Source organism: Caulobacter segnis ATCC 21756 (assembly GCF_000092285.1).
GTDB classification, from domain to species: domain Bacteria; phylum Pseudomonadota; class Alphaproteobacteria; order Caulobacterales; family Caulobacteraceae; genus Caulobacter; species Caulobacter segnis.
Genome location: NC_014100.1, coordinates 4,153,387 through 4,178,448 on the forward strand (window position 1 = coordinate 4,153,387; position 25,062 = coordinate 4,178,448).

Here is a 25,062-nt window from a genome sequence, read left to right on the forward strand (position 1 = left end):
CCTTCTCCCCGGAGAAGGAACCATCCTTACATCTTACGGCGAGACGATCGCAGGGCTGATCAGGTCACTCAAGGACCGCCCTCTGGGCGACCGCGCCGCGGCGACGCGCAGCGTCGTCCTTGACTGACCTGATCAGCCCTGCACGCTACAGCCTCCAAGAGATGTAAGGTTCGCACCGACCTCGGAAGGTCGGCTTTCGACCCTAGTCGGACGTTCGCGCCCCCTGGTAGAGAGGAGCATGGACGTTTTCGACATCGGCCCCGGGTGGCTTGCCCGCTATCAAGGCTCCGAGTTTCGCCTGAGGTTTGAGCTTGGCGGCGAGATTTATTGGCAAGTTACGCATGTCGTGCCGAGGTTCATACAAGCCTTGGAGCGCTCTCGTGATCTGGCCGACAATGTCTTCGGCCACGAGCGTGCGATAGCGATTGTCGGATCTTGGAAGCTATCAAAAAGGGAGCTCTTCCGAAGGAGGAGAGAGCGCGGCGCCACTGGGCACAGCTTGTTGGAGAAGATGGGTTTCGCCGACGCCCGGCTACTACGCGAATGGCGCGAGAAGCCAGCATGGTTCGACGCGGATGACCCGAGCGATGGCGTTGCTTTTGACTGGAAAGCCTACGACATCACCGACTTGAAGGAGATGCGGGATACGCTTCTCTGGGCGTCCAACGCTTTCGAGATCGGCATAGAGCCCAAAGCGCCCGTCGCGATCTACCTGCTCAATCCCGTAAGCAACATTGTCATGCATGTTTACGACGATCGAGGCGTAGACATCATGAGCCTATCGCCTGAACCCTTGATGGCGCTCTATCGCGATTTCGATCAGTGGATTTTGGATTACGATCGGCCTCGCATCCTGGAGGCCTTCGGCCATTCAAGTTCGGACGTCGCATAACCACCCTTCTCAGTCCTTCGGAACGTCCGCTCCAAGGTCACTCTGCGGCGACGGCGAAACCCTCACCCTCCCATCGCTGCGCGATGGGCCCCGCCCTCTCCCGCCGGGAGAGGGGTTCAGCCACGTCAGCCAGCGTAGGCGAACGCCATCGGCGTATCCGCCGCCGGCAGACAGCTGCGGTCCACGGCCTTGGTCGGGTCCTGGAAGAAGCCGCGGATCATCTTGCGCACGCAGGGGCTGGCGCGCGAGACGCCGTGGGTGGCGTTGGTGACGATCACGACCTGCGAGCCCTGGTAGCCCTTCGACGCCGCCTTGGTCAGTTCGGGCGGGCAGCCGGGGTCGATCTCGGCGGCCAGGAACAGGGTCGGGATGGCGGTCTTGACCGGCTGCTGCTCGGCCTTGGAGATCGGGCCCACGTCGATGGCGGCGCAGACGTCGTGGATGCGCTGCATCGAGACGACCATCAGGCGGGCGACCGGGTCCTTCTCGGTCCCATCGGCCACGGCGGCGCGGGCCTCGAACGGGATCTCCTCCTTGCACAGGTGGGTCATGAACTGGCCCTCGCTGTAGTAATCGCGGCTCTCGACGAATTCCTGCACCGGCGAGACGTCGCCCTGGATGATCTTCCAGAGGTCGCGCGGCAGCACGCCGGCGGTGAAGTAGCTGGCGTCCATCAGATAGCCGCCCAGGTCGTCGGCCGTGTAGGTCTTGCCGTTGAGGGTCTGGGGCCCGGCCAACCAGCGCTCGGCGACGGCGGCGAGCTTGGCCTTCAGGTCTGGATAGCGTTGGGCGCATTCGGCCACGACCGCGCACTTGGCCATGACGATGTCGATCGAGGTCGAGACCATGGCCGGGCCGCCGACGGTCCAGTCGGCTTCCGGAGGCCAGGGCGAGTCCTGCACCACCGCTCGCACGCCCTGGGCCGCGTGGGTCTGGATCGCCGCCTCGATGCGCGTGCCGTACGAACCGCCGAACAGGTCGATCAGCGGCAGCTTCAGGACCTGGCGCAGGTCCTGGACGTCCTTGGCCACCTCGACGGCGTTGTAGCGCGACAGGTTCACGCCCTGGGCCTGGAAGGCTTTCAGGCAGGCGACGATGCCGTTCTTGTCTTTATCGGAAGGAGGCCCGGCGTCGGTCAGGTTGGTCCCGGGGCAATCCAGGTTCGGGTTCGACTGGCCGCCGCCGCGCTGGTCGATGAAGATCCAGTCCTGGTCGATGGCGACGAACTCGCGCGAGCCCTTGCTCTTGAGCATCCGAGGCAGGTTTCCGAGGGCCGAGCCGCCCGGACCGCCGTGCAGATAGACCACCGGCGGCAGGCCGGGCTTGGGCGCCGAGGCCTTGACGATGGCGACCGCCACGCTGATCCGGCGGCTCTTGGGATCGCCCCGCGTCTCGTCGACGATCAGGTTCCCGCACTGGACCTTGAGATCCACGCCCTTGTAGTCGCCGACGCAGGCCGTGGGCTTGAACTGAGGCGCGGCGGCATGGGCCGCGCCGCCAAGGCCGATGAGGGCGAGCACGCCGGCGGCGGCGATCCAGGACAAGCGCGGCATCGAAAAGCTCCTGCGGTTCGAAGCGCATCAACACCGAGGTCGAGGCGCGCCGCAAGGCTTGGTTTGCGGGTCTTCTTCGCCGGAGCGCGTTCGAGCGGTTTAACCGCCCACACTTGAACCGAACGCGCTCTAGAAGCGGTAGGCGACCGAGACGAACGCCGCCGGCTGGGTCGGGTCCACGACGATCGGGCTGTTCTTGGCGTCGCCGCGCAGGCTGCTCACCGCGCCCGTCGCGCCCAAGGTGACCTTGTCGTTCAGCCGGTAGCTGGCGGTGAGCGAGGCGGAGACGTCCTTGAGGCCGCCGCCGGGGCGATAGACGGCCAGGCCCGACGCGGCCGCCTGGCGCGCGTCGATCCCGAAATAGGCTCGGTTATAGGCGCCGTCCGCCCAGGTCGCCGAGACGCTGGGGATCACGGTCAGGCGCGGGGCCGCCCGGACCGGCATGGCGAGGCTTGCATCGACCAGGGTCCCGTCGACGTCGCCGGTCAGCGCCCGGGTCGCGCTCAGCCCGGCCACGAGCCGGCCAAGCCGGGCGTCGGCGAAGATCCGCGCGCCCGCGCCGCCCGACAGCCGTCCCACGCCCACCGGCGCGTCGCGGCGCCGGTAGCCCGGCACATAGGTCACGGCCGCGCCGACGCTGACGGCCTGGCCCTGCAGCAGGGTCGCGCCGACGCCTTTGCGCGTGTTCACGAAGTAGCGGCCGTATGTGAGATCCAGCACCGGAAACGGGACCAGCCGATAGTCGTCGGCGCCCTGATAGGCCGGCGCATAGACGCCCGCCACGCCGACGACAGCGCGATTCTGGTCACGCTCCTGGGCGAGCGCCGGCGCGGCCAAGCCGGCGATCAGGCAGGACAGGGCGGCGGTCGTGACGGCGCGGATCATGATCGAGTGGCTCCGGTTGCGAGCGGCCTCCGCCGCCAGGGGCAGAATGACCACGTCCGTTGGCGGGATCATGTCAGGACGATCCCTGAAGCCTTTACGCGCGAGACGCGGTTTCAGACGCCGAAGATCGCCGGCAATTCGGCGCCGCGCAGATCGGTCCCGTCCAGCTTGGCGCGCGTGAGGTCGGCTTCGAGGAGACGGACGCGAGGCGCGCTGGCGCCGCGCAGGTCCGCGCCGCGCAGCACCGCACGGGTCAGGTCGGTGCGTAGGACCCGGTCCTCGGCGATCTTCAGCGGGCCGAGCTTGGCGTTCGTGAGATCGGCCCGGGCGAGTTGGGCCCCCATCAGCCGCGCGCCTCGCAGATCGGCGCCGCGCAGCTTGGTCCCGCGCAGGTCCGCGCCCACCAGATTGGCGGCCTGCAGTTGCGCGCCTTCCAGGTCCATGCCGAAGAACACGGCCTCGGGCGCGACCAGCCCGCTGAGGCGTCGGTTCTTCAACCGCTTCAGCGGCCGGAAGTCGACGCCGCGCGCCTGGGCCGCCTTGCCCTCCGCGCCGTGCGACCGGCAGAAGAGCTCATGCGCCTCGACCACCTCGTTCAGCGGGAGGTCGTCGATATAGATGATCGGCGGCGGGGCGCGCAGCACCTCGGTCAGGTCGGCCGCGGTCAGGTCCGCGCCGCTGATGTCGGCGCCCACCATCACGGCCCGCCGCAGCGACGCCTTGGTCATGTCGGCGCTTTGCAGATTGGCGCCGGAGAGGTCCGCGCCGTCGAGGCAGGCGTTTGACAGCTTGGCGCCCTGCAGGCTGACGTTGGAAAGGTCCGCGTCGGTGAAGTCGGCCTTGCGGGCGAAGGCGCCCGACATCTGGGCCCCGCTGAGGTTGGCCCCCTGCAGCAGCGCGTAGTCCAGCTCGCCCGGGCGCTTGGTGTGATCGAGAATCCGCAGGCCCTTGCTGTCGTCCTGCACGGCGGTGATCCCCTCGCGCAGGTCGCAGCCGGAGAGGTCGGCCCCGCTCAGATTGGAGCCGCGCAGGCACGCGCCGCGCATGTCGGCGCGCGACAGGTTGGCCTCGCGCAGGTCGGCGTCGCGCAGGTCGGCCCCATACAGCGTGGCGCGGATCAGCCGAACGCCGCGCAGCGACGCGCCACCCAGCAAGGCGCCGGTGAGGTCGGCCTCGGACAGCTCGGCCCCGTCCAGCTCGTAATTGTTCAGGTTGACGTAGGACAGCACGGCGCGCCGACCGGCCGGCAATCCCTTCAGAAAGCGGGCGTGCGCCTCCACCGCCTCGCGCACCACGGAGGGATGAAGACTGCGGATCAGGCTGGGTCGGGAAGATGCGGGTCGCATCGTATCGGGGGGTGTCGCGTTTCGGAGATCGTTGAAATCCGAACATGCTCCCGGCAGCCTTAAGGCAAGGTTCAGAACCGCGACGAAAAGTCGCGTTTATCTACAGCCAGCCCTTGCGCTTGAACCACAGGAACGAGGCGGTGGCGGCCAAGACCATCAGGGCGAGGGCCATCGGATAGCCCTCGATCCAGCGCAACTCGGGCATGTGCTCGAAGTTCATGCCGTAGATCCCCGCGATCAGGGTTGGCGGCAGGAAGATCACCGAGAACACCGAGAACATCTTGAAGATCGAATTCTGCTCGATGTTGATCAGACCCAGGGCCGCGTCGAGCAGGAAGGTGATGTTCCCGGCCAGATAGCTGGAATGGTCGGTGATGGACTGCACGTCGCGTTGCAGCGACTTGAGGTGATCGCGCAGGTCGCGTTCGCCGTCGAACTGCTCGGCGAGGGCGGCGAAGCTGAGCAGGCGCGCCAGACTGACCAGGCTGTCCCGGGCCTTGGAATTGGTGTTCTGCGCGCGGCCCAGGCTCTTTAGAATGTCCTCGAACTCCGCGCCCCGCGGGCGGCGGAAAATGGTCCGCGACTGCACCTCGACCTCGGCCGCCTGCCGCTCGAGGATATCGGCGGTGCGGTCGATGATGGCGTCGAGCAGGCCCAGGAAGGTCTGGGGACCGTTGGGGCAGAGGCTGGGCTGGCGCTCGGCCTGGGCGGCGAACACCGCGAACGAGCGCGGCTCGACGTAGCGGATCGTGATCAGGCGCGCGCCCGTCAGGACGAAGGTCACCGGGGCGGCGGTCGGCAGATCGCCGTCGGCGTTGACCAGAACCGTGGCGGTCATGAACGTGCCGCCGTCCTCCTGGTAGAGGCGCGAGGAGGCCTCGATCTCGGACATCTCCTCGCGAGTGGGCAGCAGCAGGCCGATCGACTGCTCGACAGCGACTTCCTCGGCGCGGGTGGGGTTGACCAGCTCGATCCAGACGGCGTCGGCGGGCACGCGCCAGTCGGGAGACAGGCCGCCCGCCTCGAAACCCGGAGCGCCGTGACGAAGGATTCTCAGCATGGACGCCGCCCTTCAAGCCCGTCTTGCGGACAGGCTTGCCCCCTGGAGAACGCGGCCTGGCGCCAAGGTCACGCGGACCCCGGCCAGACGCGTCGCGGGTCGGGTTTGCCCCGGCCCGCGTTCCAGGTCAACGCGGCGCGTTTTGCTTGTTGGCGTCGGTGGTCGACGAAGAGCCGCCACCGGTGGCGGCCTCGATCAGAGCGGCGATACGATCGGTCGAGTCGGCGGCCTGGCTGATGATGTCCAGCGGCGAAGCGCGGACCGACGAAGCCACCTGGTTGGCGGCCTGCTTGGCGGCCGACACGACGGCGTTCTGGGCCATGGCGATCTTGCTGGTCGCCATGGCGATCTTCATCGCCTGGGCGTCCTGATAGATGAAGCCGTTGGTCGGATAGACCGTGTTGCCGAGGTCGCGGATCGGATCGTACCAGACCTTGACCTGGCTCCAGTCGCCATTGGCCGAGACGTCGACGACGGTGACGTCTTTTTCGATCTGGCCGCGGTCGCCCTCGATGACGGACCAGTTGGCGTGGGTCACTTGGATGACGCGGTCGGTGAGCACCTGGCTCACGAAGGCGACGTGGCCCAGGTTCATCCGGGCGGTCGGCTTGAAGGTCAGGACCGAGCCGATCTTCGGCACGGAGCCGGTTTCGTACTTGCCCGCGGCTTGCGACCACCAGGTGCGGGCGTCGCCGAAAATCTGGATGCCCGACATCAGGCGCGCGAACGGAACGCACTGCCAATAGCCGTCGGCGGTCGCGGCCGCCGGCGCCAGGCTGATCATGGCGGCAGCGGCCAGGGAACCCAGAAGGGTCCTCGTCCGTTTCGTCATGCTGTGGGTACTCCCCCGCGTTACTGGGTTAAGGGATAACCTTCCCATGGACGTGTGAAAAGAGTCTTTATGTCGCAGATGTCATCCGAAAGCGGAGCCATTTGACGCGGAGGCGCTAAGATTCAGGGCCCCGACACCCTCGCCCCGCTTCGACATGATCGACCGCATCGCCAGCTTCGCGGGACATGACGAAAATCAAGATCGCGGGAAGAATACCGACGTCATCTCAGGCGATATTGAAGGCCGCACCTCTGCTCCTCTTGGCCGCGGCCTTACGCCCCCTCGAGACCTGAAAGGCCTCGAAGTCATCTCATCGCCACGCGGCTTGATCTTGAAGACTTCAAATGAAGGCGAGGTCCGAAAACAGTCCAAAAAGCGGACGCTGGCGAGCGAAAAAACCACGTTGATCAAGGTATGGGCGCCGCTGCGCGACGGCGCGGGAGGAGCGCGGCGAATCGTTGGCGCTCACCCCGCAGCTTTTATGCGCTTCGCCCTCGACAAGAACGACGTTCGCTCCCATCTCTGAGGGCTTACGGTTTCGCGCGGGGAGGCGCGGAGCCCAGACATCCTCAGCGGGGACTGATGAACGAAATACTTAGCCTGCTCGCCGACCCAGCCGCCTGGGCCGCGCTGGTGACGCTTGTCGTCATGGAGGTCGTCCTCGGGATCGACAACCTCGTCTTCATCTCGATCCTGTCCAACAAGCTACCGCCCGAGCACCGCCAGCGCGTCCGCCGGATCGGCATCTCCCTGGCGCTGATCATGCGCCTAGTCCTCCTGTCCACGATCGCCTTCATCGTCGGCCTGACCGCGCCGGTGTTCGACCTGGGCGTCACTGGCCCCGTCGGATCGCACGGAGAGCCGGGCTTCGAGACCGCCTTCTCGTGGCGAGACCTGATCCTGATCGCCGGCGGCGCCTTCCTGATCTGGAAGGCCACCAAGGAGATCCACCACACGGTGGACCCGGACAAGAGCGACGACGTGCTCGAGAAGGACAAGGCCACCGTCGTCATCTCCAACGTCGGTTCGGCGATCTTCCAGATCATCCTGCTGGACCTGGTGTTCTCGATCGACTCGATCCTGACCGCCGTCGGCATGACCGACCACCTGCCGATCATGGTCGCGGCCGTGATCATCGCCGTCACGGTGATGCTGCTGGCCGCCGACCCGCTGGCCAACTTCATCAACAACAATCCGACGGTGGTGATGCTGGCGCTGGGCTTCCTGCTGATGATCGGCACCGTGCTGATCGCCGAGGGCTTCGGCGCCCACGTGCCGAAGGGCTACATCTATACGGCCATGGCCTTCTCGGCCGGCGTCGAGGGCCTGAACATGATGGCCCGAAAGCGCGAGGCCAAGAAAAGCGGATAGGCGAAACAGAGCGCCATAAGGAAGGCCCCCGGGGAGACAATCCCCGGGGGCCTTTTTGTTTTCACGACCGCGAAAGTCGCCGCGCCTACTTCCACTTCGCCTGCACGGCGGCCTTCACCGAGGCGGGCACCGGGGCGTAGCCCAAGGTCGTGATGTCGGCGTCGCCGTGGTTGTAGCCCCAGGTGAAGAAGTCGCGGACGCGCTTGGCGCGGTCCGGATCGGCGTCGTCGCGCAGGAGGCCATAGCTGACCAGCACCAGCGGCCAGGTCGACTTGCCCGGCTGATCCAGGGTCTGGACGCCGAAGCCCTTGGTGGCCGTCCACGGCGCCGAGGCGGCGAACGCCGAGAAGGCGGCCGGCGAGGGCGTGACGAAGGTCCCGTCGTGGTTCTTCAGCGAAACGAGGTCCAGCTTGTGGTCGAGGGCGTAGGCGTATTCGACATAGCTGATCGTGCCCATGGTGCCGGACATGATGTCGCTGATGCCGGCGTTGCCCTTGCCGCCCAGGCCGATCGGCCAGTTGACGGTCTCGCCCGCGCCGGGGCCGGCTTTCCATTCCGGGCTCACGGACGAAAGATAGCTGGTCAGCAGCAGGGTCATGCTGGCCGGATCGGTGCGTCGCGCCACGGTGATCGGCCAGTCGGGCAGGTCGACGCCCGGGTTCAGCGCCTTCAGCGCCGGGTCGTTCCAGGTGGTGATCTTGCCCAGGAAGATCGCGGCCAGGGCGGGGCCGTCCAGCTTCAGCTTGCCGCTCTCGAGGCCCGGCACATTGGTCACCAGGACGGTGCCGCTGATGACGAACGGGAACTGCGAAAGGCCCTTGGTCTTCAGGTCGGCGTCGGAGATCGGCATGGCGGTCACGCCGAAGTCGGCGGCCTTGGCTTCGATCTGGCTGATCCCGAACGCGGAGTTTTGGCCCTGATAGGCGATGGGCTCGCCGCCGGCCTTCTGGTAGTCGGCGATCCAAGCCTTGAACAGCGGCGCCTGGATCGAACCTCCCGAGCCCGACAAGGGCGCGCCGGGCTGGGGCGCGGCGGATTGGGCGGCGGCGGAGCCCGCCACGGCCAAACCGATCACGAACGCCACCGATATACCGAGCGACTTCATCTGTATTCCTCCTGATCGAAGGGCATGGCCCTTCTTCGCGGCGCGTTCCTCGCGCCGTCGGCGAGCACAGATGGAGGAGCGTGGGAGAACACGGAATGTGACCCGTGGACGCAGTGAAGCTTCCGGATCGGATCCTCAGAGGAAGCTGTAGGGGTCGACGTCGATGACCACCCGGACCGAGTTCGGGATCTTGGTCCGGGCCCGCCAGGCGGCCATGAAACCTTGAAGATCGACATTACGCTCGGCCCGGACCAGGAACCGCTTGCGGCGGCGGCCACGCACCAGCGACAGCGGCGCATCGGCGGGACCGAACACCTCGACGCCCTCGGCGTTGGGGATCACCGCCGCCAGCGCCTCGACATAGGCCTCCAGCGCCGCGGCGTCCGGCCCCGAGGCGATCAGCGCCGCCAGCCGCCCGAACGGCGGCAGGCCCGCCTCCTGGCGCATGGCCATCTCGGCCTCGACGAAGGCGTCGCGATCCTGGGCCGCCAAGGCCTGCATCACCGCGTGGTCGGGCGCGTAGGTCTGCAACAAGGCGCGGCCGGGCTTTTCGTGGCGCCCCGCGCGGCCCGCCGCCTGAGCCAGCAGCTGGAAGGTCCGCTCTCCGGCGCGCAGGTCGCCGCCGCGCAGCGAGAGGTCGGCGTCGACCACGCCCACCAGGGTCAGGTTCGGAAAGTTGTGGCCCTTGGCGGCGGCCTGGGTGGCGACCAGGATATCGATCTCCCCCGCCGCCATGCTGGCGACCAGGGTCCTGGCGGCCTCGGCGTCCATCACCGTATCCGAAGAGAACACCGCCACCCGCGCGTCGGGAAAGATATGCCGCGCCTCCTCCTCGACCCGCTCGACGCCGGGGCCGATCGAGACCAGCGAGTCCTTGGCCCCGCAGTGCGGACAAGCCTCGGGCTTCTTCATCGAAAAGCCGGTCAGGTGGCAGACCAGACGCCCGGTGTAGCGGTGCTCGACCAGCCAGCTGTCGGTGTCGGGCGACTTCATCTTCTCGCCGCAGGCCCGGCAGAGAACGAGCGGGGCGTAGCCGCGCCGGTTCAGGAACAGCATCGCCTGCTCGCCGCGCTGCAGGGTCACGGCCATGGCCTTGATCAGCGGCGGCGACAGCCAGCGACCGGGCTCCGGCGGCGTCTGGCGCATGTCGATCAGGTCGATGTCGGGCAGTTGCGCCGCCCCGTGCCGCGCCGACAGCCGCAGCCAGCGATAGCGCCCGGTCTGGGCGTTGTAGAGGCTCTCCAGCGACGGCGTCGCCGAGGCCAGCAGGACGCTGGCCCCCTCGATCTTGGCGCGAGCCACGGCCAGGTCTCGGGCCTGGTAGATGAAGCCCTCCTCCTGCTTGAACGAGCCGTCGTGCTCCTCGTCGACGACAAGCAGGCGCAGCTTGCGGTAGGGCAGGAACAGCGCCGAGCGCGCGCCGACGACGATGCGGGCGTCGCCGTTGGCGACGGCCTCCCACACCTGGCGCCGGCGCGGCGGCGAGACGCCCGAGTGCCACTCGGCCGGAACCGCGCCGAACCGCTGCTCGAAGCGGGCCATCACGGCTTGAGTCAGGGCGATCTCGGGCAGCAGCACCAGGACCTGGGCCTCGGGGTCCTTCAGCGCCTCCGCCACGGCCTCCAGATAGACCTCGGTCTTGCCCGAGCCCGTCACCCCGTCCAGCAGGGCGGCCTGGAAGCCGCCGGCGTCCAGCATCGCCTTGAGCACCTCGACGCAGGCGGCCTGGCCGGGATTGAGCGCACGCGGCGGCAGGGAAAGGTCAGGTTGCGGCAGACCGCGCTGGGGCTCGACGAAGTCGGCCGCCAGCGCGCCCTCGTCGACCAGACCCTTCACGACGCCGGCCGAAACGCCAGCAGCAGAGGCCAGGGCCGAGCTGGACAGCTTCGTCCCCTCGGCGGCGGCCAGAACCTTCAGCCGCGCCGGCGTCATCCGGGCGGGCTGGACGCCGGTCAGGACCAGCACCTTGTCGGGCTTGGGCGGCGGATGGCGCAGGCCGCGCAAGGCCATGGCCAGGGGCCAGCCGGGGACATCGACCGAATAGCGCGCCGCCCAGTCGACGAAGGTCAGCACGCCGGGCGGCAGGGGCGGATCGTCGACCTTGCCCTGAACCGCCTTCAGCGGCCGGTTGCCGCCGGTCCCATCGCGCAAAGCCGTCACCACGCCCCGGATCACGCGCGGCCCCAGGGGCACGGCGACATGATCGCCGACCTTGAGATCCAGCCCCTCGGGCTCGGCGTAGTCGAAGGCCTCCGGCAGGGGCATCGGCAGCAGGACGGAAGCGATACGCGGCATGGCCAGACGCTTCTGCCGCGAAACGCTCCCCAGGTCGAGAGCGCCAAGCTCACGCTCATCAAGACCCCGTTAACCGTCTTCAGGCTTCATCGACCCGTCACTTCACGAACCTCGGGGCATCCATGAGCGACGCGACTCGCGCGGCCAAGAAGACGACGGTCGACGCCGACAGCGTCCGGGCGTTCCTGCGCACGGCGCCCGACTTCCTGCGCCAGGATGACACCCTGCTGGGGGAGCTGGGCCTAAAGATCGACGCCAGCAACATCCTCGACTTCGGCCCGGCCGCCCTGGCCAAGGTGGCCGCCGCCCACAAGCGCGAGGCCCTGGCTCGCCAGGCGATCGAGGCCAACGCCCGCGCCAACTACTCCGCCCAGGCCCAGACCCACGCGGCGGTCATCGACATGCTCGACGCCCGCAACCACTCCGACCTCGCCCGCCGGGTGGACGAGCTGTCGGTGCTGCGCTTTGGCCTCGCCGCCGGGGTCATCGCCCTGGAGGGGCCGCTGCGCGTGCCCGCCGGCTGGCGCGCCCTGGCCGAGGGACAAGCCGACATGCTGGTCGGCGACGCGCCGATCGCCCGCATGGGCTTCTTCGCCCCCGCCCTGCCGCTGTTCGGCGACAAGGCCGAGCTGATCCGCAGCATGGCCCTGGTGCGCATGGCCATCTGGGAGCCGCGCCGCGAGGCCGTGCTGGCCTTCGGCTCGACCGATCCCGAGGCCTTCATGCCCGACATGGGCACCGAGCTGGTCAACTTCCTGGGCCGGGTGGTCGAGCGCACGGCCGAGCGCTGGCCGGTCCTATGACCTCAAGCGTCAGGACTGGGCGCCAGGCTCTCGCCGCCTGGCTGGACCACCTGACGCTGGAGCGCCGGGCCTCGCCGCGCACGGTGCGGGCCTATGGCGACAACGTCCTGGCCTATCTGAATTTCCTGGAGAACCATCGCGGCGAGGCGCTGAGCGTCGCGGCCCTGGGCGAGATCTCGGCCGCGGATCTGCGCGGCTATCTGGCCTTCCGCCGCCAGGGCGAGAACGCCCTGGCCCCACGCTCGATCTCGCAGGCCCTGTCCTCGATCCGCGCCTTCCACCGCTATGTCGACCAGCGGCATGGCGTGGCCAACGCCGCGATTGGCCTGGTGCGGGGCCCGCGCCTGAAGATCGGCCTGCCCCGCCCCGTCTCGGAAGACCAGGCCCGCGACCTGATTTTCGAGGCCTCGGGCGACACCGAGCGCGAGCCCTGGGAGACCGCCCGAGACGAGGCGGTTCTGACCCTGCTGTGGGGCTGCGGCTTGCGGATATCGGAAGCACTGTCCCTGACCTGGAGCGACGTCCCGCTGGGGGCGGCGCTGCGCATCACCGGCAAGGGCGGCAAGACCCGCATCGCGCCGGTGCTGGACGCCGTGCGCGAGGCCGTGGCCGTCTATGCCGACGAGCTGCCGTTCGTGCTGGGCCCCGACGAGCCGCTGTTCCGGGCCAAGCGCGGCGGCCCCCTGTCCCCGCGTCACGTCCAGGCGCTGGTCCAGACACTGCGAGGACGGCTGGGTCTGTCGGACCGGGTGACGCCGCACGCCTTCCGCCACGCCTTCGCCACGCACCTGCTCGGCGCGGGCGCGGACCTGAGGACGATCCAGGAGCTGCTCGGCCACGCCTCGCTGTCGACCACCCAGCGCTACACGCAGGTCGACGCGGCGGGCCTGCTCGCCGCCTATCAAGCCGCGCATCCCAAGGCCTGACGCTGCGACACGTGCGACCGAGTGTCGCGCTAAGCCCTTGAGAAGCCGATATTAACCGCGATTTTACGGCCAGCCGAGCTTCTGGAAGCAAGTTATGCGCGCTCCGTCTTCCGGCTGCGCAGCCGCGAGAGGCCATCATGAAGTTCGACGACCTGAAGATTTCGACGAAAGTCGCCCTGCCCGCCGTGATCCTGACGTTGGTCGCCCTCGCGATCGTCGGGCTGGGCGCTTGGGAAGCAAACAGGATCGAAAGCGATCTGAGGCTCCTGGCGGAGCATCGCGGGCCGACTGAGCTGGCGTCCTCTCGCTTCAACCGCCGGATTCAGGCGATCGGCTACGCCGCCTACCGAACGGTGGCCTATGACGGCCTGTCGGCCGACGCGCAGCAGGCCAGCGGCGAGATCGACAAGAACTACAAGGACGCCAAGGACCTGCTGGCTGAAATCAAGAAGCTTGAGCCCTCCTCGAGCAAAAAGGTCGCCGATTTCTCGGCGCGGCTGGAGAAGGTCTACACCAACGCGCGCCAAGGCGCGGACCTTGGCCTCCAGAACGTCGATGAAGCCGCGATCATGGTGATGGCGGTGATCGACCCGGATATCGCCGCGCTGACCAAGGACGTCAGCGACTTCACCAACGGCCACAACAAAGAGACTATGGCGATGGTCGCCGCGGCCTCGAAGGCGGCCGCGGCCGGCACGACCTTCTCGATCCTGTTCGGCGTGATCGCCGCCGGCGCGGCCCTGGTCCTGGCCCTGTGGATCGGCTCGCGCAAGATCGCCGCCCCGCTGATCGCCACCGCCAAGACCATGGAAATCCTGGCCAATGGCTCGGTCGAAGTGGACGTCAAGGGCGCGGACCGCAAGGACGAGGTCGGCGCCATGGCCCGCTCGGTCCAGGTGTTCAAGGACAACGCCGTGGCCCTGCGTACCGCCGAGGCCGCCCAGGCCCGCGCCAACGCCGAAGCCGAGGCCGAGCGCCGTCGCAATCAGGAAATGGCCGAAGCCGCCGCCCAAGAGCAGGCCAAGGTCATGGAGATCATCGCCGAAGGCCTGAACCGCCTGGCCGAGGGCGACCTGACCTATCGCCTCGATCAAGAGATCCCCGAGAGCTACAAGCGCCTGCAGAGCGACTTCAACGGCGCCATCGTGCAGTTGGAAGAGACGATGCGCACCATCGTCCACGCCGCCGGCAGCATCGGCGCGGGCTCGGACGAGATCGCCTCGGCCTCCGACGACCTGTCGCGCCGCACCGAACAGCAGGCCGCCAGCCTGGAAGAAACCGCCGCCGCCCTGGACGAGATCACGGCCACCGTGCGCCGCTCGTCGGCCGGCGCCATGGAAGCCGCCAAGGTCGTGGGCTCGACCCGCGGCGACGCCGAACGCTCCAGCGTGGTCGTCCGCAACGCCGTCGAGGCCATGAACGAGATCGAGAAGTCGTCGCAGGAGATCAGCCAGATCATCGGCGTGATCGACGAGATCGCCTTCCAGACCAACCTTCTGGCCCTGAACGCCGGCGTCGAAGCCGCGCGGGCGGGTGAAGCGGGCCGCGGCTTCGCGGTCGTCGCCCAGGAAGTGCGGGCCCTGGCCCAGCGCTCGGCCGATGCGGCCAAGGAGATCAAGACCCTGATCTCGACCTCGAGCCAGCAAGTGAACCAAGGCGTGAGCATGGTCGGCCAGACCGGCGAGGCCCTGCAAGCCATCGTCTCGAAGGTCGGCGAGATCGACGCCCTGGTCGGCGAGATCGCCTCCTCGGGCCAGGAGCAGGCCACCGGCCTCAACCAGGTCAACGCCGCCGTCAACCAGATGGACCAGACCGTCCAGCAGAACGCCGCCATGGTCGAGCAATCGACCGCCGCCGCTCACTCGCTGAAGGGCGAGGCCGGCAACCTGCTGAAGATGATCGGCCGCTTCCGCGTCGGCGGCGCCGCGGTCGCCGCCCCGACCTCCAGCGCGAGCTCGGCCCGCGCGGCCACGCGTCCGGCGCCGGCCGCCCCGCGCTACACGCCGCCTCCGATGAAGGGCCCTGCGCCGGCTTCGGCCAGCAGCCGTCCGGGCCTCAACCCGGTGGCGGCCGCCCAGGCCAAGGTCGCCAGCTTCGCCAAGAGCTCGGCCGCGCCGGCCGCCTCGGCCGAAGACTGGGAAGAATTCTAAGCTCCAGTAGCGTATCGCCCCGCTCACGCGGCGGGGCGTCTCCTCCCCTAAGCGACTTGGCCCCGTCTCGTCTGAGGCGGGGCTTTTTCCTGGGCTCAGCGGCGCGGAGGGCTCTGGACGATCGGCGTGCGAACCGGACAGCCGTCGACCATCCGCATGACGGCGCGCTCGCCGATCGCCGTCGGCATACGGCTCAGGGGCTTCACGGTCTCGTCCCCGGCCTTGCGAGCCAAGGTGGCGCGCTGGCGGCATTCAAAGGGTGAGCGCTGGCCCTTCATGCGCGGGGCCTGAACGAACGGAACCGCCGCGGGAGCGGGAGGCCCAGCCGGCGACGGCGCGGCGGTCACGGGCGGCGTCTGCAGAGCGGCGGCCAGCAGGAGCGTGGACAAGAACATGGCGGGGCTCCGGTGTAGGAACCCCGCCATGCTACGTCCGATTGCGCGGACTTGAAGATTAACTTTGAGACAGGAAACGCAGGCCGTTTAGGCCTGCATCGTCCAGCCCTCGACGCCCATGGCCGCCTGACGGATCGCTTCCGACCGGGTGGGGTGCGGGTGGCAGGTGCGGGCGATGTCTTCCGAGGCGCCGCCGAACTCCATGGCCACGCAGACTTCGGCGATCATGTCGCCGACGTTCGGACCCACGGCGTGAGCGCCCAGGATACGATCGGTCTTGGCGTCGGCCAGGATCTTCACGAAGCCGTCGGTCTCGTGGTTGATCTTGGCGCGGCTGTTGGCCAGGAACGGGAACTTGCCGACCTTGTAGGCGACGCCCGCGGCCTTCAGATCGTCCTCGGTCTGGCCGACCGTGGCGACTTCGGGGCTGGTGTAGACGACGCCCGGGATGATCCCGTAGTTCACGTGACCGGCCTTGCCCGCGATCATCTCGATGCAGGCCACGCCTTCGTCCTCGGCCTTGTGGGCCAGCATCGGACCCGAGGTCACGTCGCCGATCACCCACACGCCGGCGACGCCGGTCTTGAAGTGGTCGTTGGCGATCATGCCGCGCTTGTCCGGCGTAATGCCGACCGTCTCGAGGCCCAGGCCTTGGGTGTACGGACGGCGGCCGATGGCGACCAGCACGTAGTCGGCCTCGATCGTCTGGGCGTCGCCGCCGGCGACGGGCTCGAAGCCGAGCTTCACGCCCTTGGCCGAGGCCGTCGCGCCAGTGACCTTGGCGCCCAGCTGGAACTTGAAGCCCTGCTTGGTCAGGATCTTCTGGAAGGCGTTGGCCACCTCGGTGTCCGTGCCCGGCAGGATGCGGTCGAGATATTCGACGACCGTGACTTCCGCGCCCAGGCGCTTCCAGACCGAGCCCAGCTCCAGGCCGATCACGCCGGCGCCGACGACCACGAGGTGCTTGGGCACTTCCGGCAGCGACAGGGCGCCGGTCGAGTCGACGACGCGCTTGTTGTCGATCGTCACGCCCGGCAGCGGGGTCGGCTCCGAGCCGGTGGCGATCACGATGTTCTTGGTCTCGAGGGTGGCTTCCGAACCGTCCTCGGCCTTGACCACGACCTTGCCGGCGCCGTCGATGCGGCCCCAGCCCTTCACGTAGTCGACCTTGTTCTTCTTCATCAGGAACTCGACGCCCTTGGTCAGGGCTTCGACGCTCTCGGCCTTCTGGGCCATCATCTGCGGCAGGTTCAGCTTCGGCTTGACCTCGATGCCCAGCTTGGCGAATTCGGGACCCGTGGCGGAGGCGTACATTTCCGAGGCGTGCAGAAGCGCCTTCGAGGGCATGCAGCCGACGTTCAGGCAGGTGCCGCCCAGCTTGCCGCGACCTTCGACGATCGCGGTCTTCAGGCCCAGCTGGCCCGCGCGGATCGCCGCGTTGTAGCCACCAGGACCGCCACCGATGATGACGACGTCGTACTGAGCCATGGGTCTATCGCCTTCAGGACGCGCCGAGATCGGCGCCGGACAAGATATGGGGCCTCGCCGGCCGTTTTGTCAGACCTTTGGAGGCGCGTGTTCCTTAGAACCAGAGTGTTAAAAACGGAACCACCTTTCGTCGTCCGCGGCCTTGAAACAAAAGGAAAATGGGCGAGCCGAGCCTCCTCATGACGAGGATAGCCACAAGCTTGACATTGAGACGCCTGAAGAGCGCCACCATGCGGTGTCGTCATGAGGGCATGAAGCTGCGCCCCCTTCTGTTCGCGGCCCTGGCCGCCGTCGCCCTCGCCGGGGTTCTGGCCAAACCCGCGCCCGCCTGGACCGGCCCCATCGCCGTGCCCAGCGACCGGGCCGGCGACAGCTTGGCGGTGCTCTATTCCGGCGACGGCGGCTGGGGACCGCTGGACCAGCAGGTGGCTCGCCGCCTGGCCGACAACGGCGTGCCGACGATCGGCGTCAATTCCCTGGCTTATTTCCGCGCCGATCGGACGGCGGACGGCGTCGCGGCCGATCTCGCCGCCAGCGTCCGCGCCTACGAACGTCAATGGCGCCGCGGCAAGGTTGTCCTGATCGGCTATTCGTTCGGGGCCGACGCCCTGCCGGCGATCATTCCGCGCCTGCCGGCCGACGTGCGCGCCCAGGTCAGCCACGTGGTCCTGATCGGGCCAGGCCCGGCCGGCGACCTTCGCTTCCACCCGGCGAGTTGGCTGAACCTGGCGCCGCGCGATTCCTTCCCCGCCGCCCCGGCGATCACGGCGCTGAAGGATGTGAGGATCACCTGTGTCTATGGCGACAAGGAACATCACGACATCTGCCCGGACCTCCCGGACGACGTGGTCGCCAAGGTGCGCCTGCCTGGCGGCCACCACTTCAACGGCGACTACGCCGCTCTGGGCGAGGCGGTGCTGCGGGCCAGCCGCTAGAGCGGCGCGGCCAGGCCGTGCTTGGCCGCGAGATAGCGGGTGATCGGCCGGGCGTCCGTCAGGAACGACAGGCCGTTGGCCGATTGGATCTCGCCGTGCGGACCCGCGTCCGGCGCGACCTGGGCCAGGATCAGGGTGGGGGCGTTCTGGTGATCTTCGCCCAGCCGCTCGACCAGGACCGCGCGAGGCCGAACGTAGTCGACGCGGACGATCTCCAGCGTCTCGCGTAGCTGCGGATAGGTCGCCAGATAGCCTTCCATCATCGCGCAGTCGGGACAGAAGCGCTGGACGCCGTCCTTCTCGAAATGCGGCTTCAGCAGATAGAGCGTGTCCTTGGCCATCGCGGCGTACCCCAGAAATGCGAACGGCCCCGACGTAGGACGCCGGGGCCGCGATTGCAAAGACGCCTTGAAGGCCTCTCGTGAAGCTTAGAGCTCCAGCAGCAGGCGCTGCGGGTCTTCGATGGCTTCCTTGACCTTCACCAGGAAGGTCACGGCGCCGGCGCCGTCGACGACGCGGTGGTCGTACGACAGGGCCAGATACATCATCGGGCGAATCTCGATCTTGCCGTTCACGACCATCGGACGTTCCTTGATGGCGTGCATGCCCAGGATGCCCGACTGCGGCGCGTTCAGGATCGGGGTCGACATCAGCGAACCGTAGATGCCGCCGTTGGTGATCGTGAAGGTGCCGCCCTGCATGTCCTCGATGCCCAGCTGGCCGGTGCGGGCGCGCTTGCCCAGGTCGCCGATCGTCTTTTCGATCTGCGCCAGGTTCAGCACGTCGGCGTCACGGACGACCGGAACCACCAGGCCCTTGTCGGTGCCGACGGCGACGCCGATGTCGTAGTGGTTCTTGTAGATGATGTCCTGGCCGTCGATCTCGGCGTTGACGTCCGGGATCGCCTTCAGCGCGGCCACGACGGCCTTGGTGAAGAACGACATGAAGCCCAGCTTCACGCCGTGCTGCTTTTCGAAGACGTCCTTGTACTGGGCGCGCAGGGCCATCACGGCGCTCATGTCGACCTCGTTGAAGGTCGTCAGCATGGCGGCGGTGTTCTGGGCTTCCTTCAGGCGACGGGCGATCGTCTGACGCAGGCGCGTCATCTTCACGCGTTCCTCGCGCTCGTGCAGGGCGCGCGGCGCGGCCGGAGCGGCGGCCGGGGCCGGAGCCGCGGCGCGGGCTTCCAGAGCGGCCAGGGCGTCGCCCTTGGTCACGCGGCCGTCCTTGCCGGTGCCCGCGACCTTCGACAGGTCGAGGCCGGTTTCGGCGGCGATGCGGGCCGGAGCCGGGCTGACCGGCGCGGCGGCCGGAGCAGCGGCGGCCGGGGCCGGAGCGGGAGCGAGAGCCGGGGCGGCGGCCGGAGCCGGCGCGGGCTTGGGCGCTTCGGCGGCCTTGGGAGCGGCCGGAGCGGCGGTCGCGGCGCCGCCTTCGGTCACCACGCCCAGGACCGTGCCCGGAACGACGGTCGCGCCTTCGGCGGCGCCGATGGCCGACAGCACGCCGTCGGCGGGCGAGGCCACTTCAAGCGAAACCTTGTCGGTTTCCAGCTCGACGAGGATTTCGTCCTTCTTCACGGCCTCCCCGGCCTTCTTGGTCCAGCGGGCGACCGTCGCTTCCGTGACGGATTCGCCGAGGGCGGGGGTCATGATGTCGGCCATGGGGCTTTCCGATGTCTCTCTTGTTTGGTCCGGCGGGGTTTTAGCGGAGAACCTTCGCCCTTAGGCGAAGGCCTCGTTGAGGAAGGTCTCGAGCTCTTTCAGGTGGCGGCTCATCAGGCCCGCGGCCGTCGAGGCCGAGGCCGGACGACCGACATAGCGCGCGCGCTTGGCCTTGATGTCCAGCTTGTCCAGGGTCAGTTCCAGCCAAGGATCGACGAAGGTCCAGCCGCCCATGTTCTTGGGCTCTTCCTGGCACCAGACCAGGTCGGCGTTCTTGAAGCGCGAGAGCACATTCATCAGCGACTTCATCGGCCACGGATAGAACTGCTCCAGGCGCAGCAGATAGACGTCGTCGCGGCCCGTCTTGGCGCGATGGTCGACCAGGTCGAAGTAGACCTTGCCCGAGCAGACGATGACGCGCTTGATCTGATCGTCGCTCTTCAGCGTGATCCCGCCGACGTCGCAACCGGCCTCGGCGCCGTCCACCATCACGCGGTGGAAGCTGGAGCCCTCGGCGAAGTCCGCCAGGTTCGAGACAGCGCGCTTGTGGCGCAGCAGGCTCTTGGGCGACATCACGATCAGCGGCTTGCGGAACTCGCGCTTCATCTGGCGACGAAGGGCGTGGAAGTAGTTCGCCGGCGTGGTGCAGTTCAGCACCTGCATGTTGTCTTCCGCGCACGACTGCAGGAAGCGCTCGAGGCGCGCCGAGCTGTGCTCGGGGCCCTGGCCTTCGTAGCCGTGCGGCAGCAGCATCACGAGGCCGCTCATCCGCAGCCACTTGCGCTCGCCCGAGCTGATGAACTGGTCGATCACGACCTGGGCGCCGTTCACGAAGTCGCCGAACTGGCCTTCCCACAGGGTCAGGGTGTTCGGATCGGCCAGCGAGAAGCCGTATTCGAAGCCCAGCACCGCCTCTTCCGACAGGGCCGAGTCGATCACCTCATAGTGCGCCTGGCCCGGACGGATGTTGTTCAGCGGCGTGTAGTGCTCTTCGGTCTTCTGGTCGATGATGTCCGAGTGGCGCTGGGTGAAGGTGCCGCGCACCGAGTCCTGGCCCGACAGGCGGACCGGATAGCCCTCGTCGAGCAGGGTGGCGAAGGCCAGGTGCTCGGCCGCGCCCCAGTCGATACCCTCGCCCTTCTCGAACGCGTCGCGGCGGTTCTCGATGGCGCGGCGCACGGTCTTGTGGGCGTCGATCCGCTCCGGGATCGTGGTGATCAGACGGCCCAGCTCGGTCAGGCGGGTCTTCGGGAAGGCGGTCTTGCCGCGACGGTCTTCGTCGCCCGGCAGGGTCAGGCCGGCCCACTTGCCGTCCAGCCAGTCGGCCTTGTTGGGCTTGTAGCTCTTGCCGGCGTCGAATTCCTTGTCGAGGAACTGCTCGAACTCCGAGACCCAGCCATCGACCTCGGCCTGGGTGCAGACGCCCTCGCCGACCAGGCGGCTGGCGTAGAGCTCGCGGGTCGGCGGGTGACCCTTGATCTTCGCGTACATCAGCGGCGACGTCATGGTCGGATCGTCGCCTTCGTTGTGACCGAAGCGACGGTAGCAGAACATGTCGATGACCACGTCCTTGCCGAACTTCTGCCGGTACTCGGTCGAGACCTTCGAGGCGAAGACGACGGCTTCGGGATCGTCGCCGTTCACGTGGAAGATCGGGGCCTCGACCATCAGGGCGACGTCGGACGGGTACGGCGAGCTGCGCGAGTAGCGCGGACTGGTCGTGAAGCCGATCTGGTTGTTGACGATGAAGTGGATGGTGCCGCCCGTGCGGTAGCCCTTCAGGCCCGACAGGGTGAAGCACTCGGCCACCACGCCCTGGCCGGCGAAGGCGGCGTCGCCGTGCAGCAGCAGCGGCAGGACGTGGCCGCGGCCGGCGTCCGGCTGCTCGCGCAGGGTGAAGGCCTGCTTGGCGCGGGCCTTGCCGATCACGACCGGGTTGACGATTTCCAGGTGCGACGGGTTGGCGGTGAGCGACAGGTGGACCTTGTTGTCGTCGAACTCACGGTCCGACGAGGCGCCCATGTGGTACTTCACGTCGCCCGAGCCCTCGACGTCCGAGGGGACCGACGAGCCGCCTTGGAATTCGTGGAAGATGACGTGGTAGGGCTTGCCCATCACGGCGGCCAGAACGTTCAGGCGGCCGCGGTGCGGCATGCCCAGGACGATGTCCTTCACGCCCAGCGCGCCGCCGCGCTTGATGATCTGCTCCATGGCCGGGACCATGGCTTCACCGCCGTCCAGGCCGAAGCGCTTGGTGCCAGGGAAGCGCTTGTGCAGGAACTTCTCGAAGCCCTCGGCCTCGATCAGCTTCTTCAGGATGGCGACCTTGCCTTCCTTGGTGAAGGTGATTTCCTTGTCGCGGCCTTCGATGCGCTCCTGCAGCCAGGCCTTCTCGGCCGGGTCGGAGATGTGCATGTACTGCACGCCGACATTGCCGCAGTAGGTGCGGCGCAGGATGTCGAGGATCTCGCGGATCGAGGCGGTCTCGAGACCCAGGACGTAGTCGAGGAAGATCGGGCGGTCGTAGTCGGCGTCGGCGAAGCCGTAGGTGGCCGGATCCAGTTCCGGGGCCGGCTTCGGCGGCTCCAGGCCCAGCGGGTCGAGATTGGCGGCGAGGTGGCCGCGCATCCGGTAGGCCCGGATCATCATGATGGCGCGCAGGCTGTCCAGCGTGGCGGCGCGGACGGCTTCGGCGGAGGCGCCGGGGGCCTTGCCCTCGACGGCCTTGGCGATCTTGGCTTCGACGGCGGGAGCGACGGTGGCCCATTGGCCGTCCAGGGCCGACAGCCAGTCCGGACGGACGGTCGGGACCTTCTTGGGCGTCCAGGCCGGATCCTGGGCCGCGCGCTTCACCTGGTCGGCCTGCTCCTGCAGGCTGGCGAAGAAGGCGTTCCACGAGGGCTCGACCGATGAGGGGTTCTCCGCCCACTGGGCGTAGAGGTCCTCAACGAACGCCGCGTTGGCGCCGTAGAGGAAGCTGGTCTCGGTCAAGACCTGGTTGATGATGCCTGCGTCGTCCGCCATCGTTGTCGCCTTAGATCCGCTTGCTCACGGGAGCGCTATCGCAAGCCCGTAAATATAGTCTCTCAATCGCCCGGGCGCCCGTCGCTTGGCGGGGCCCAGGTGATTTTTTCGGATCGTCGACTGGCGGTCGCAAAAAACCTGGGCCCCGCACGAGGCGGGGTTTCGGTGTTCTAGTTAGCCTTTGAGCACTTCAAGCAGGGTCTCGCCCAGCTTGGCCGGCGAAGGCGAAACGCGGATGCCCGCGTCTTCCATCGCCGCGATCTTGTCCTCGGCGCCGCCCTTGCCGCCCGAAACGATCGCGCCCGCGTGGCCCATGTGACGGCCAGGAGGAGCCGTACGACCGGCGATGAAGCCGACCATCGGCTTCTTGCGGCCGCGCTTGGCTTCGTCCTTCAGGAACTGCGCCGCTTCTTCTTCGGCCGAGCCGCCGATTTCGCCGATCATGACGATCGACTTGGTGGCTTCGTCGGCCAGGAACATTTCCAGGACGTCGATGAACTCGGTGCCCTTGACGGGGTCGCCGCCGATGCCGACAGCCGTGGTTTGGCCCAGGCCCGCGTTGGTGGTCTGGAACACGGCTTCGTAGGTCAGGGTGCCCGAGCGCGACACGACGCCGACCGAGCCCTTCGAGAAGATCGAGCCCGGCATGATGCCGATCTTGCACTCGCCGGGCGTCAGGACGCCGGGGCAGTTCGGGCCGATCAGGCGCGAACGCGAGCCTTGCAGGGCCTTCTTGACCTTGACCATGTCCAGCACCGGGATGCCCTCGGTGATGCAGACGATCAGCGGGATCTCGGCCTCGATGGCTTCCAGGATCGAGTCGGCCGCGAAGGGCGGCGGGACGTAGATCACCGAGGCGTCGGCGCCGGTGGCTTCCTTGGCTTCGATGACGGTGTCGAACACCGGCAGGCCGATGTGCGTTTGACCGCCCTTACCCGGGGTGACGCCGCCGACCATCTTGGTGCCGTAGGCGATGGCCTGCTCGGAGTGGAACGTGCCTTGAGCGCCGGTGATGCCCTGGCAGATGACCTTGGTGTGCGAACCGATCAGAACCGACATTTAGCGGGCGCCCTTCACAGCGGCGACGATCTTCTCGGCGCCGTCAGACAGATCGTTGGCGGCGATGACGTTCAGGCCGCTTTCCGAGATGATTTTCTTGCCGAGCTCGACGTTGGTGCCTTCCAGACGGACGACCAGCGGAACCTTCAGGCCGACTTCCTTCACGGCGGCGATGACGCCTTCCGCGATGATGTCGCAGCGCATGATGCCGCCGAAGATGTTGACCAGGATGCCCTTCACGGCCGGATCGGCGGTGATGATCTTGAAGGCCGCGGTGACCTTCTCCTTGCTGGCGCCGCCGCCGACATCGAGGAAGTTGGCCGGCTCAGCGCCGTACAGCTTGATGATGTCCATGGTGGCCATGGCCAGGCCCGCGCCGTTGACCATGCAGCCGATTTCGCCGTCGAGGGCGATGTAGGCCAGGTCGTACTTCGAGGCTTCGATTTCCTTGGGGTCTTCTTCGCTCTCGTCGCGCAGCGCCTTGATGTCCGGGTGACGGAACAGGCTGTTGCCGTCGAACGACAGCTTGGCGTCCAGGACGCGCAGGTGATCATCCGCGGTCACGATCAGCGGGTTGATCTCCAGCATGGCCATGTCCTTGGCCATGAACGCCGTATAGAGCTGGGTCAGCAGCGAGGCGGCTTCCTTGGCCAGACCGCCGGTCAGGCCCAGAGCCTTGGCCAGGGCGCGCTGGTGGGTCGGCCACACGCCCGTCGCCGGGTCGATGGTGAAGGTGTGGATCTTCTCGGGCGTCGAGTGAGCGACGTCCTCGATGTCCATGCCGCCTTCGGTCGAGGCGACGACCGAGACCTTGCTCGAGGCGCGGTCGACGAGAAGCGACAGGTAGAATTCCTTGGCGATCGCCGCGCCTTCCTCGATGTAGAGGCGGTTGACCTGCTTGCCCTTGGGGCCCGTCTGGTGGGTCACCAGCACGCGGCCGAGCATTTCGGCGGCGTTGGTCTTGACCTCTTCGACCGACTTGACGACGCGCACGCCGCCCTTGGCGTCGGGGCCGAGGCCCTCGAACTTGCCCTTGCCGCGGCCGCCGGCGTGGATCTGGCTCTTCACGACGAAGACCGGCCCGCCCAGCTTTTCAGCGGCGGCGGCGGCTTCATCGGGCGTGAAGGCGGCGAAGCCGCGCGGCACGGGGGCGCCGAACTCGGCGAGTACGGCTTTGGCTTGATGTTCGTGGATGTTCATGAGGGCCCGGTCTCGACGACGGCTTTCTGAAATGTGGCGGGGTTATAGGAGCGCTATTTCGCAGGCGCAACCGCGTGTGGAC

Annotated in this window: 21 protein-coding genes; 7 read left to right on the forward strand and 14 right to left on the reverse strand. The window is 67.8% G+C overall.

Going from position 1 to position 25,062, the window contains the following annotated elements; translation table 11 throughout:
• Window positions 1-238 precede the first annotated feature (238 nt).
• Window positions 239-892, forward strand: a complete 654-nt coding sequence (locus CSEG_RS18985) for a DUF3885 domain-containing protein (RefSeq protein WP_013080852.1) — start codon at window positions 239-241, stop codon at window positions 890-892.
• 125 nt (window positions 893-1,017) lie between these two features.
• Here the strand turns inward: CSEG_RS18985 and CSEG_RS18990 are convergent, their stop codons facing one another.
• From CSEG_RS18990 to CSEG_RS19010, 5 genes are all read right to left on the reverse strand, one after another.
• Entirely contained in the window at window positions 1,018-2,445 is a 1,428-nt protein-coding gene (locus CSEG_RS18990) for an alpha/beta hydrolase (protein WP_013080853.1), read from the reverse strand.
• Window positions 2,446-2,574: 129 nt separating this feature from the next.
• Entirely contained in the window at window positions 2,575-3,330 is a 756-nt protein-coding gene (locus tag CSEG_RS18995; RefSeq protein WP_041538756.1) for a MipA/OmpV family protein, read from the reverse strand.
• 113 nt (window positions 3,331-3,443) lie between these two features.
• Window positions 3,444-4,676 carry a pentapeptide repeat-containing protein gene (locus CSEG_RS19000; protein WP_013080855.1) on the reverse strand — a complete coding sequence of 411 codons (1,233 nt, stop codon included), beginning with the start codon at window positions 4,674-4,676 and terminating at the stop codon, window positions 3,444-3,446.
• A 100-nt stretch (window positions 4,677-4,776) separates the two neighbouring features.
• A complete protein-coding gene (locus CSEG_RS19005) occupies window positions 4,777-5,736 on the reverse strand; it encodes a magnesium transporter CorA family protein (protein WP_013080856.1) in 960 nt (319 codons plus the stop codon).
• Between the two features lie 127 nt (window positions 5,737-5,863).
• On the reverse strand, window positions 5,864-6,568 hold the full coding sequence (locus CSEG_RS19010; RefSeq protein WP_013080857.1) for a CHAP domain-containing protein: 705 nt from the start codon (window positions 6,566-6,568) through the stop codon (window positions 5,864-5,866).
• 154 nt (window positions 6,569-6,722) lie between these two features.
• Between CSEG_RS19010 and CSEG_RS19015 the strand changes: the two genes are divergently transcribed.
• Together CSEG_RS19015 and CSEG_RS19020 are read left to right on the forward strand one after the other, a co-directional pair.
• Window positions 6,723-7,094, forward strand: coding sequence for a hypothetical protein (locus tag CSEG_RS19015; protein ID WP_041538376.1), 372 nt, complete (start codon window positions 6,723-6,725; stop codon window positions 7,092-7,094).
• 56 nt (window positions 7,095-7,150) lie between these two features.
• Window positions 7,151-7,939: a TerC family protein gene (locus CSEG_RS19020; protein ID WP_013080858.1), complete on the forward strand. Its 789-nt coding sequence runs from the start codon at window positions 7,151-7,153 to the stop codon at window positions 7,937-7,939.
• 85 nt (window positions 7,940-8,024) lie between these two features.
• Here CSEG_RS19020 and pstS read toward each other — a convergent pair whose 3' ends face one another.
• Both pstS and CSEG_RS19030 read right to left on the reverse strand, forming a co-directional pair.
• The gene (gene pstS / locus CSEG_RS19025; protein ID WP_013080859.1) at window positions 8,025-9,044 is read right to left on the reverse strand and encodes a phosphate ABC transporter substrate-binding protein PstS; all 1,020 of its coding nucleotides are present in this window, start codon (window positions 9,042-9,044) and stop codon (window positions 8,025-8,027) included.
• 135 nt (window positions 9,045-9,179) lie between these two features.
• On the reverse strand, window positions 9,180-11,339 hold the full coding sequence (locus CSEG_RS19030; protein WP_013080860.1) for a primosomal protein N': 2,160 nt from the start codon (window positions 11,337-11,339) through the stop codon (window positions 9,180-9,182).
• A gap of 122 nt (window positions 11,340-11,461) precedes the next feature.
• Between CSEG_RS19030 and CSEG_RS19035 the strand changes: the two genes are divergently transcribed.
• From CSEG_RS19035 to CSEG_RS19045, 3 genes are all read left to right on the forward strand, one after another.
• Complete coding sequence (locus CSEG_RS19035) at window positions 11,462-12,142, forward strand: DUF484 family protein (protein ID WP_013080861.1); 681 nt, start codon at window positions 11,462-11,464, stop codon at window positions 12,140-12,142.
• The gene (locus CSEG_RS19040; protein ID WP_013080862.1) at window positions 12,139-13,068 is read left to right on the forward strand and encodes a tyrosine recombinase XerC; all 930 of its coding nucleotides are present in this window, start codon (window positions 12,139-12,141) and stop codon (window positions 13,066-13,068) included. The genes CSEG_RS19035 and CSEG_RS19040 overlap by 4 nt, the downstream gene beginning before the upstream one ends.
• Window positions 13,069-13,205: 137 nt before the next feature.
• A complete protein-coding gene (locus CSEG_RS19045) occupies window positions 13,206-15,218 on the forward strand; it encodes a methyl-accepting chemotaxis protein (RefSeq protein WP_013080863.1) in 2,013 nt (670 codons plus the stop codon).
• 95 nt (window positions 15,219-15,313) lie between these two features.
• Here CSEG_RS19045 and CSEG_RS19050 read toward each other — a convergent pair whose 3' ends face one another.
• Window positions 15,314-15,613 (reverse strand): hypothetical protein, encoded by a 300-nt coding sequence (locus CSEG_RS19050; protein ID WP_013080864.1) that lies wholly within the window; start codon window positions 15,611-15,613, stop codon window positions 15,314-15,316.
• 87 nt (window positions 15,614-15,700) lie between these two features.
• Window positions 15,701-17,101 (reverse strand): dihydrolipoyl dehydrogenase, encoded by a 1,401-nt coding sequence (gene lpdA / locus CSEG_RS19055; RefSeq protein WP_013080865.1) that lies wholly within the window; start codon window positions 17,099-17,101, stop codon window positions 15,701-15,703.
• A gap of 230 nt (window positions 17,102-17,331) precedes the next feature.
• On the opposite strand from lpdA, the gene CSEG_RS19060 reads away from it, so the two are divergent.
• Entirely contained in the window at window positions 17,332-18,036 is a 705-nt protein-coding gene (locus tag CSEG_RS19060) for an AcvB/VirJ family lysyl-phosphatidylglycerol hydrolase (protein ID WP_013080866.1), read from the forward strand.
• Here the strand turns inward: CSEG_RS19060 and CSEG_RS19065 are convergent.
• The 5 genes from CSEG_RS19065 to sucC form a co-directional block, all read right to left on the reverse strand.
• Window positions 18,033-18,377 carry a DUF3088 family protein gene (locus tag CSEG_RS19065; protein WP_013080867.1) on the reverse strand — a complete coding sequence of 115 codons (345 nt, stop codon included), beginning with the start codon at window positions 18,375-18,377 and terminating at the stop codon, window positions 18,033-18,035. The genes CSEG_RS19060 and CSEG_RS19065 overlap by 4 nt on opposite strands.
• 87 nt (window positions 18,378-18,464) lie before the next feature.
• Window positions 18,465-19,697, reverse strand: a complete 1,233-nt coding sequence (gene odhB / locus CSEG_RS19070) for a 2-oxoglutarate dehydrogenase complex dihydrolipoyllysine-residue succinyltransferase (protein WP_013080868.1) — start codon at window positions 19,695-19,697, stop codon at window positions 18,465-18,467.
• A gap of 60 nt (window positions 19,698-19,757) precedes the next feature.
• Window positions 19,758-22,721, reverse strand: coding sequence for a 2-oxoglutarate dehydrogenase E1 component (locus CSEG_RS19075; RefSeq protein WP_013080869.1), 2,964 nt, complete (start codon window positions 22,719-22,721; stop codon window positions 19,758-19,760).
• A 174-nt stretch (window positions 22,722-22,895) separates the two neighbouring features.
• Window positions 22,896-23,780 carry a succinate--CoA ligase subunit alpha gene (sucD, locus tag CSEG_RS19080; RefSeq protein WP_013080870.1) on the reverse strand — a complete coding sequence of 295 codons (885 nt, stop codon included), beginning with the start codon at window positions 23,778-23,780 and terminating at the stop codon, window positions 22,896-22,898.
• The gene (gene sucC / locus CSEG_RS19085; RefSeq protein ID WP_013080871.1) at window positions 23,781-24,980 is read right to left on the reverse strand and encodes an ADP-forming succinate--CoA ligase subunit beta; all 1,200 of its coding nucleotides are present in this window, start codon (window positions 24,978-24,980) and stop codon (window positions 23,781-23,783) included.
• Window positions 24,981-25,062: the final 82 nt, after the last annotated feature.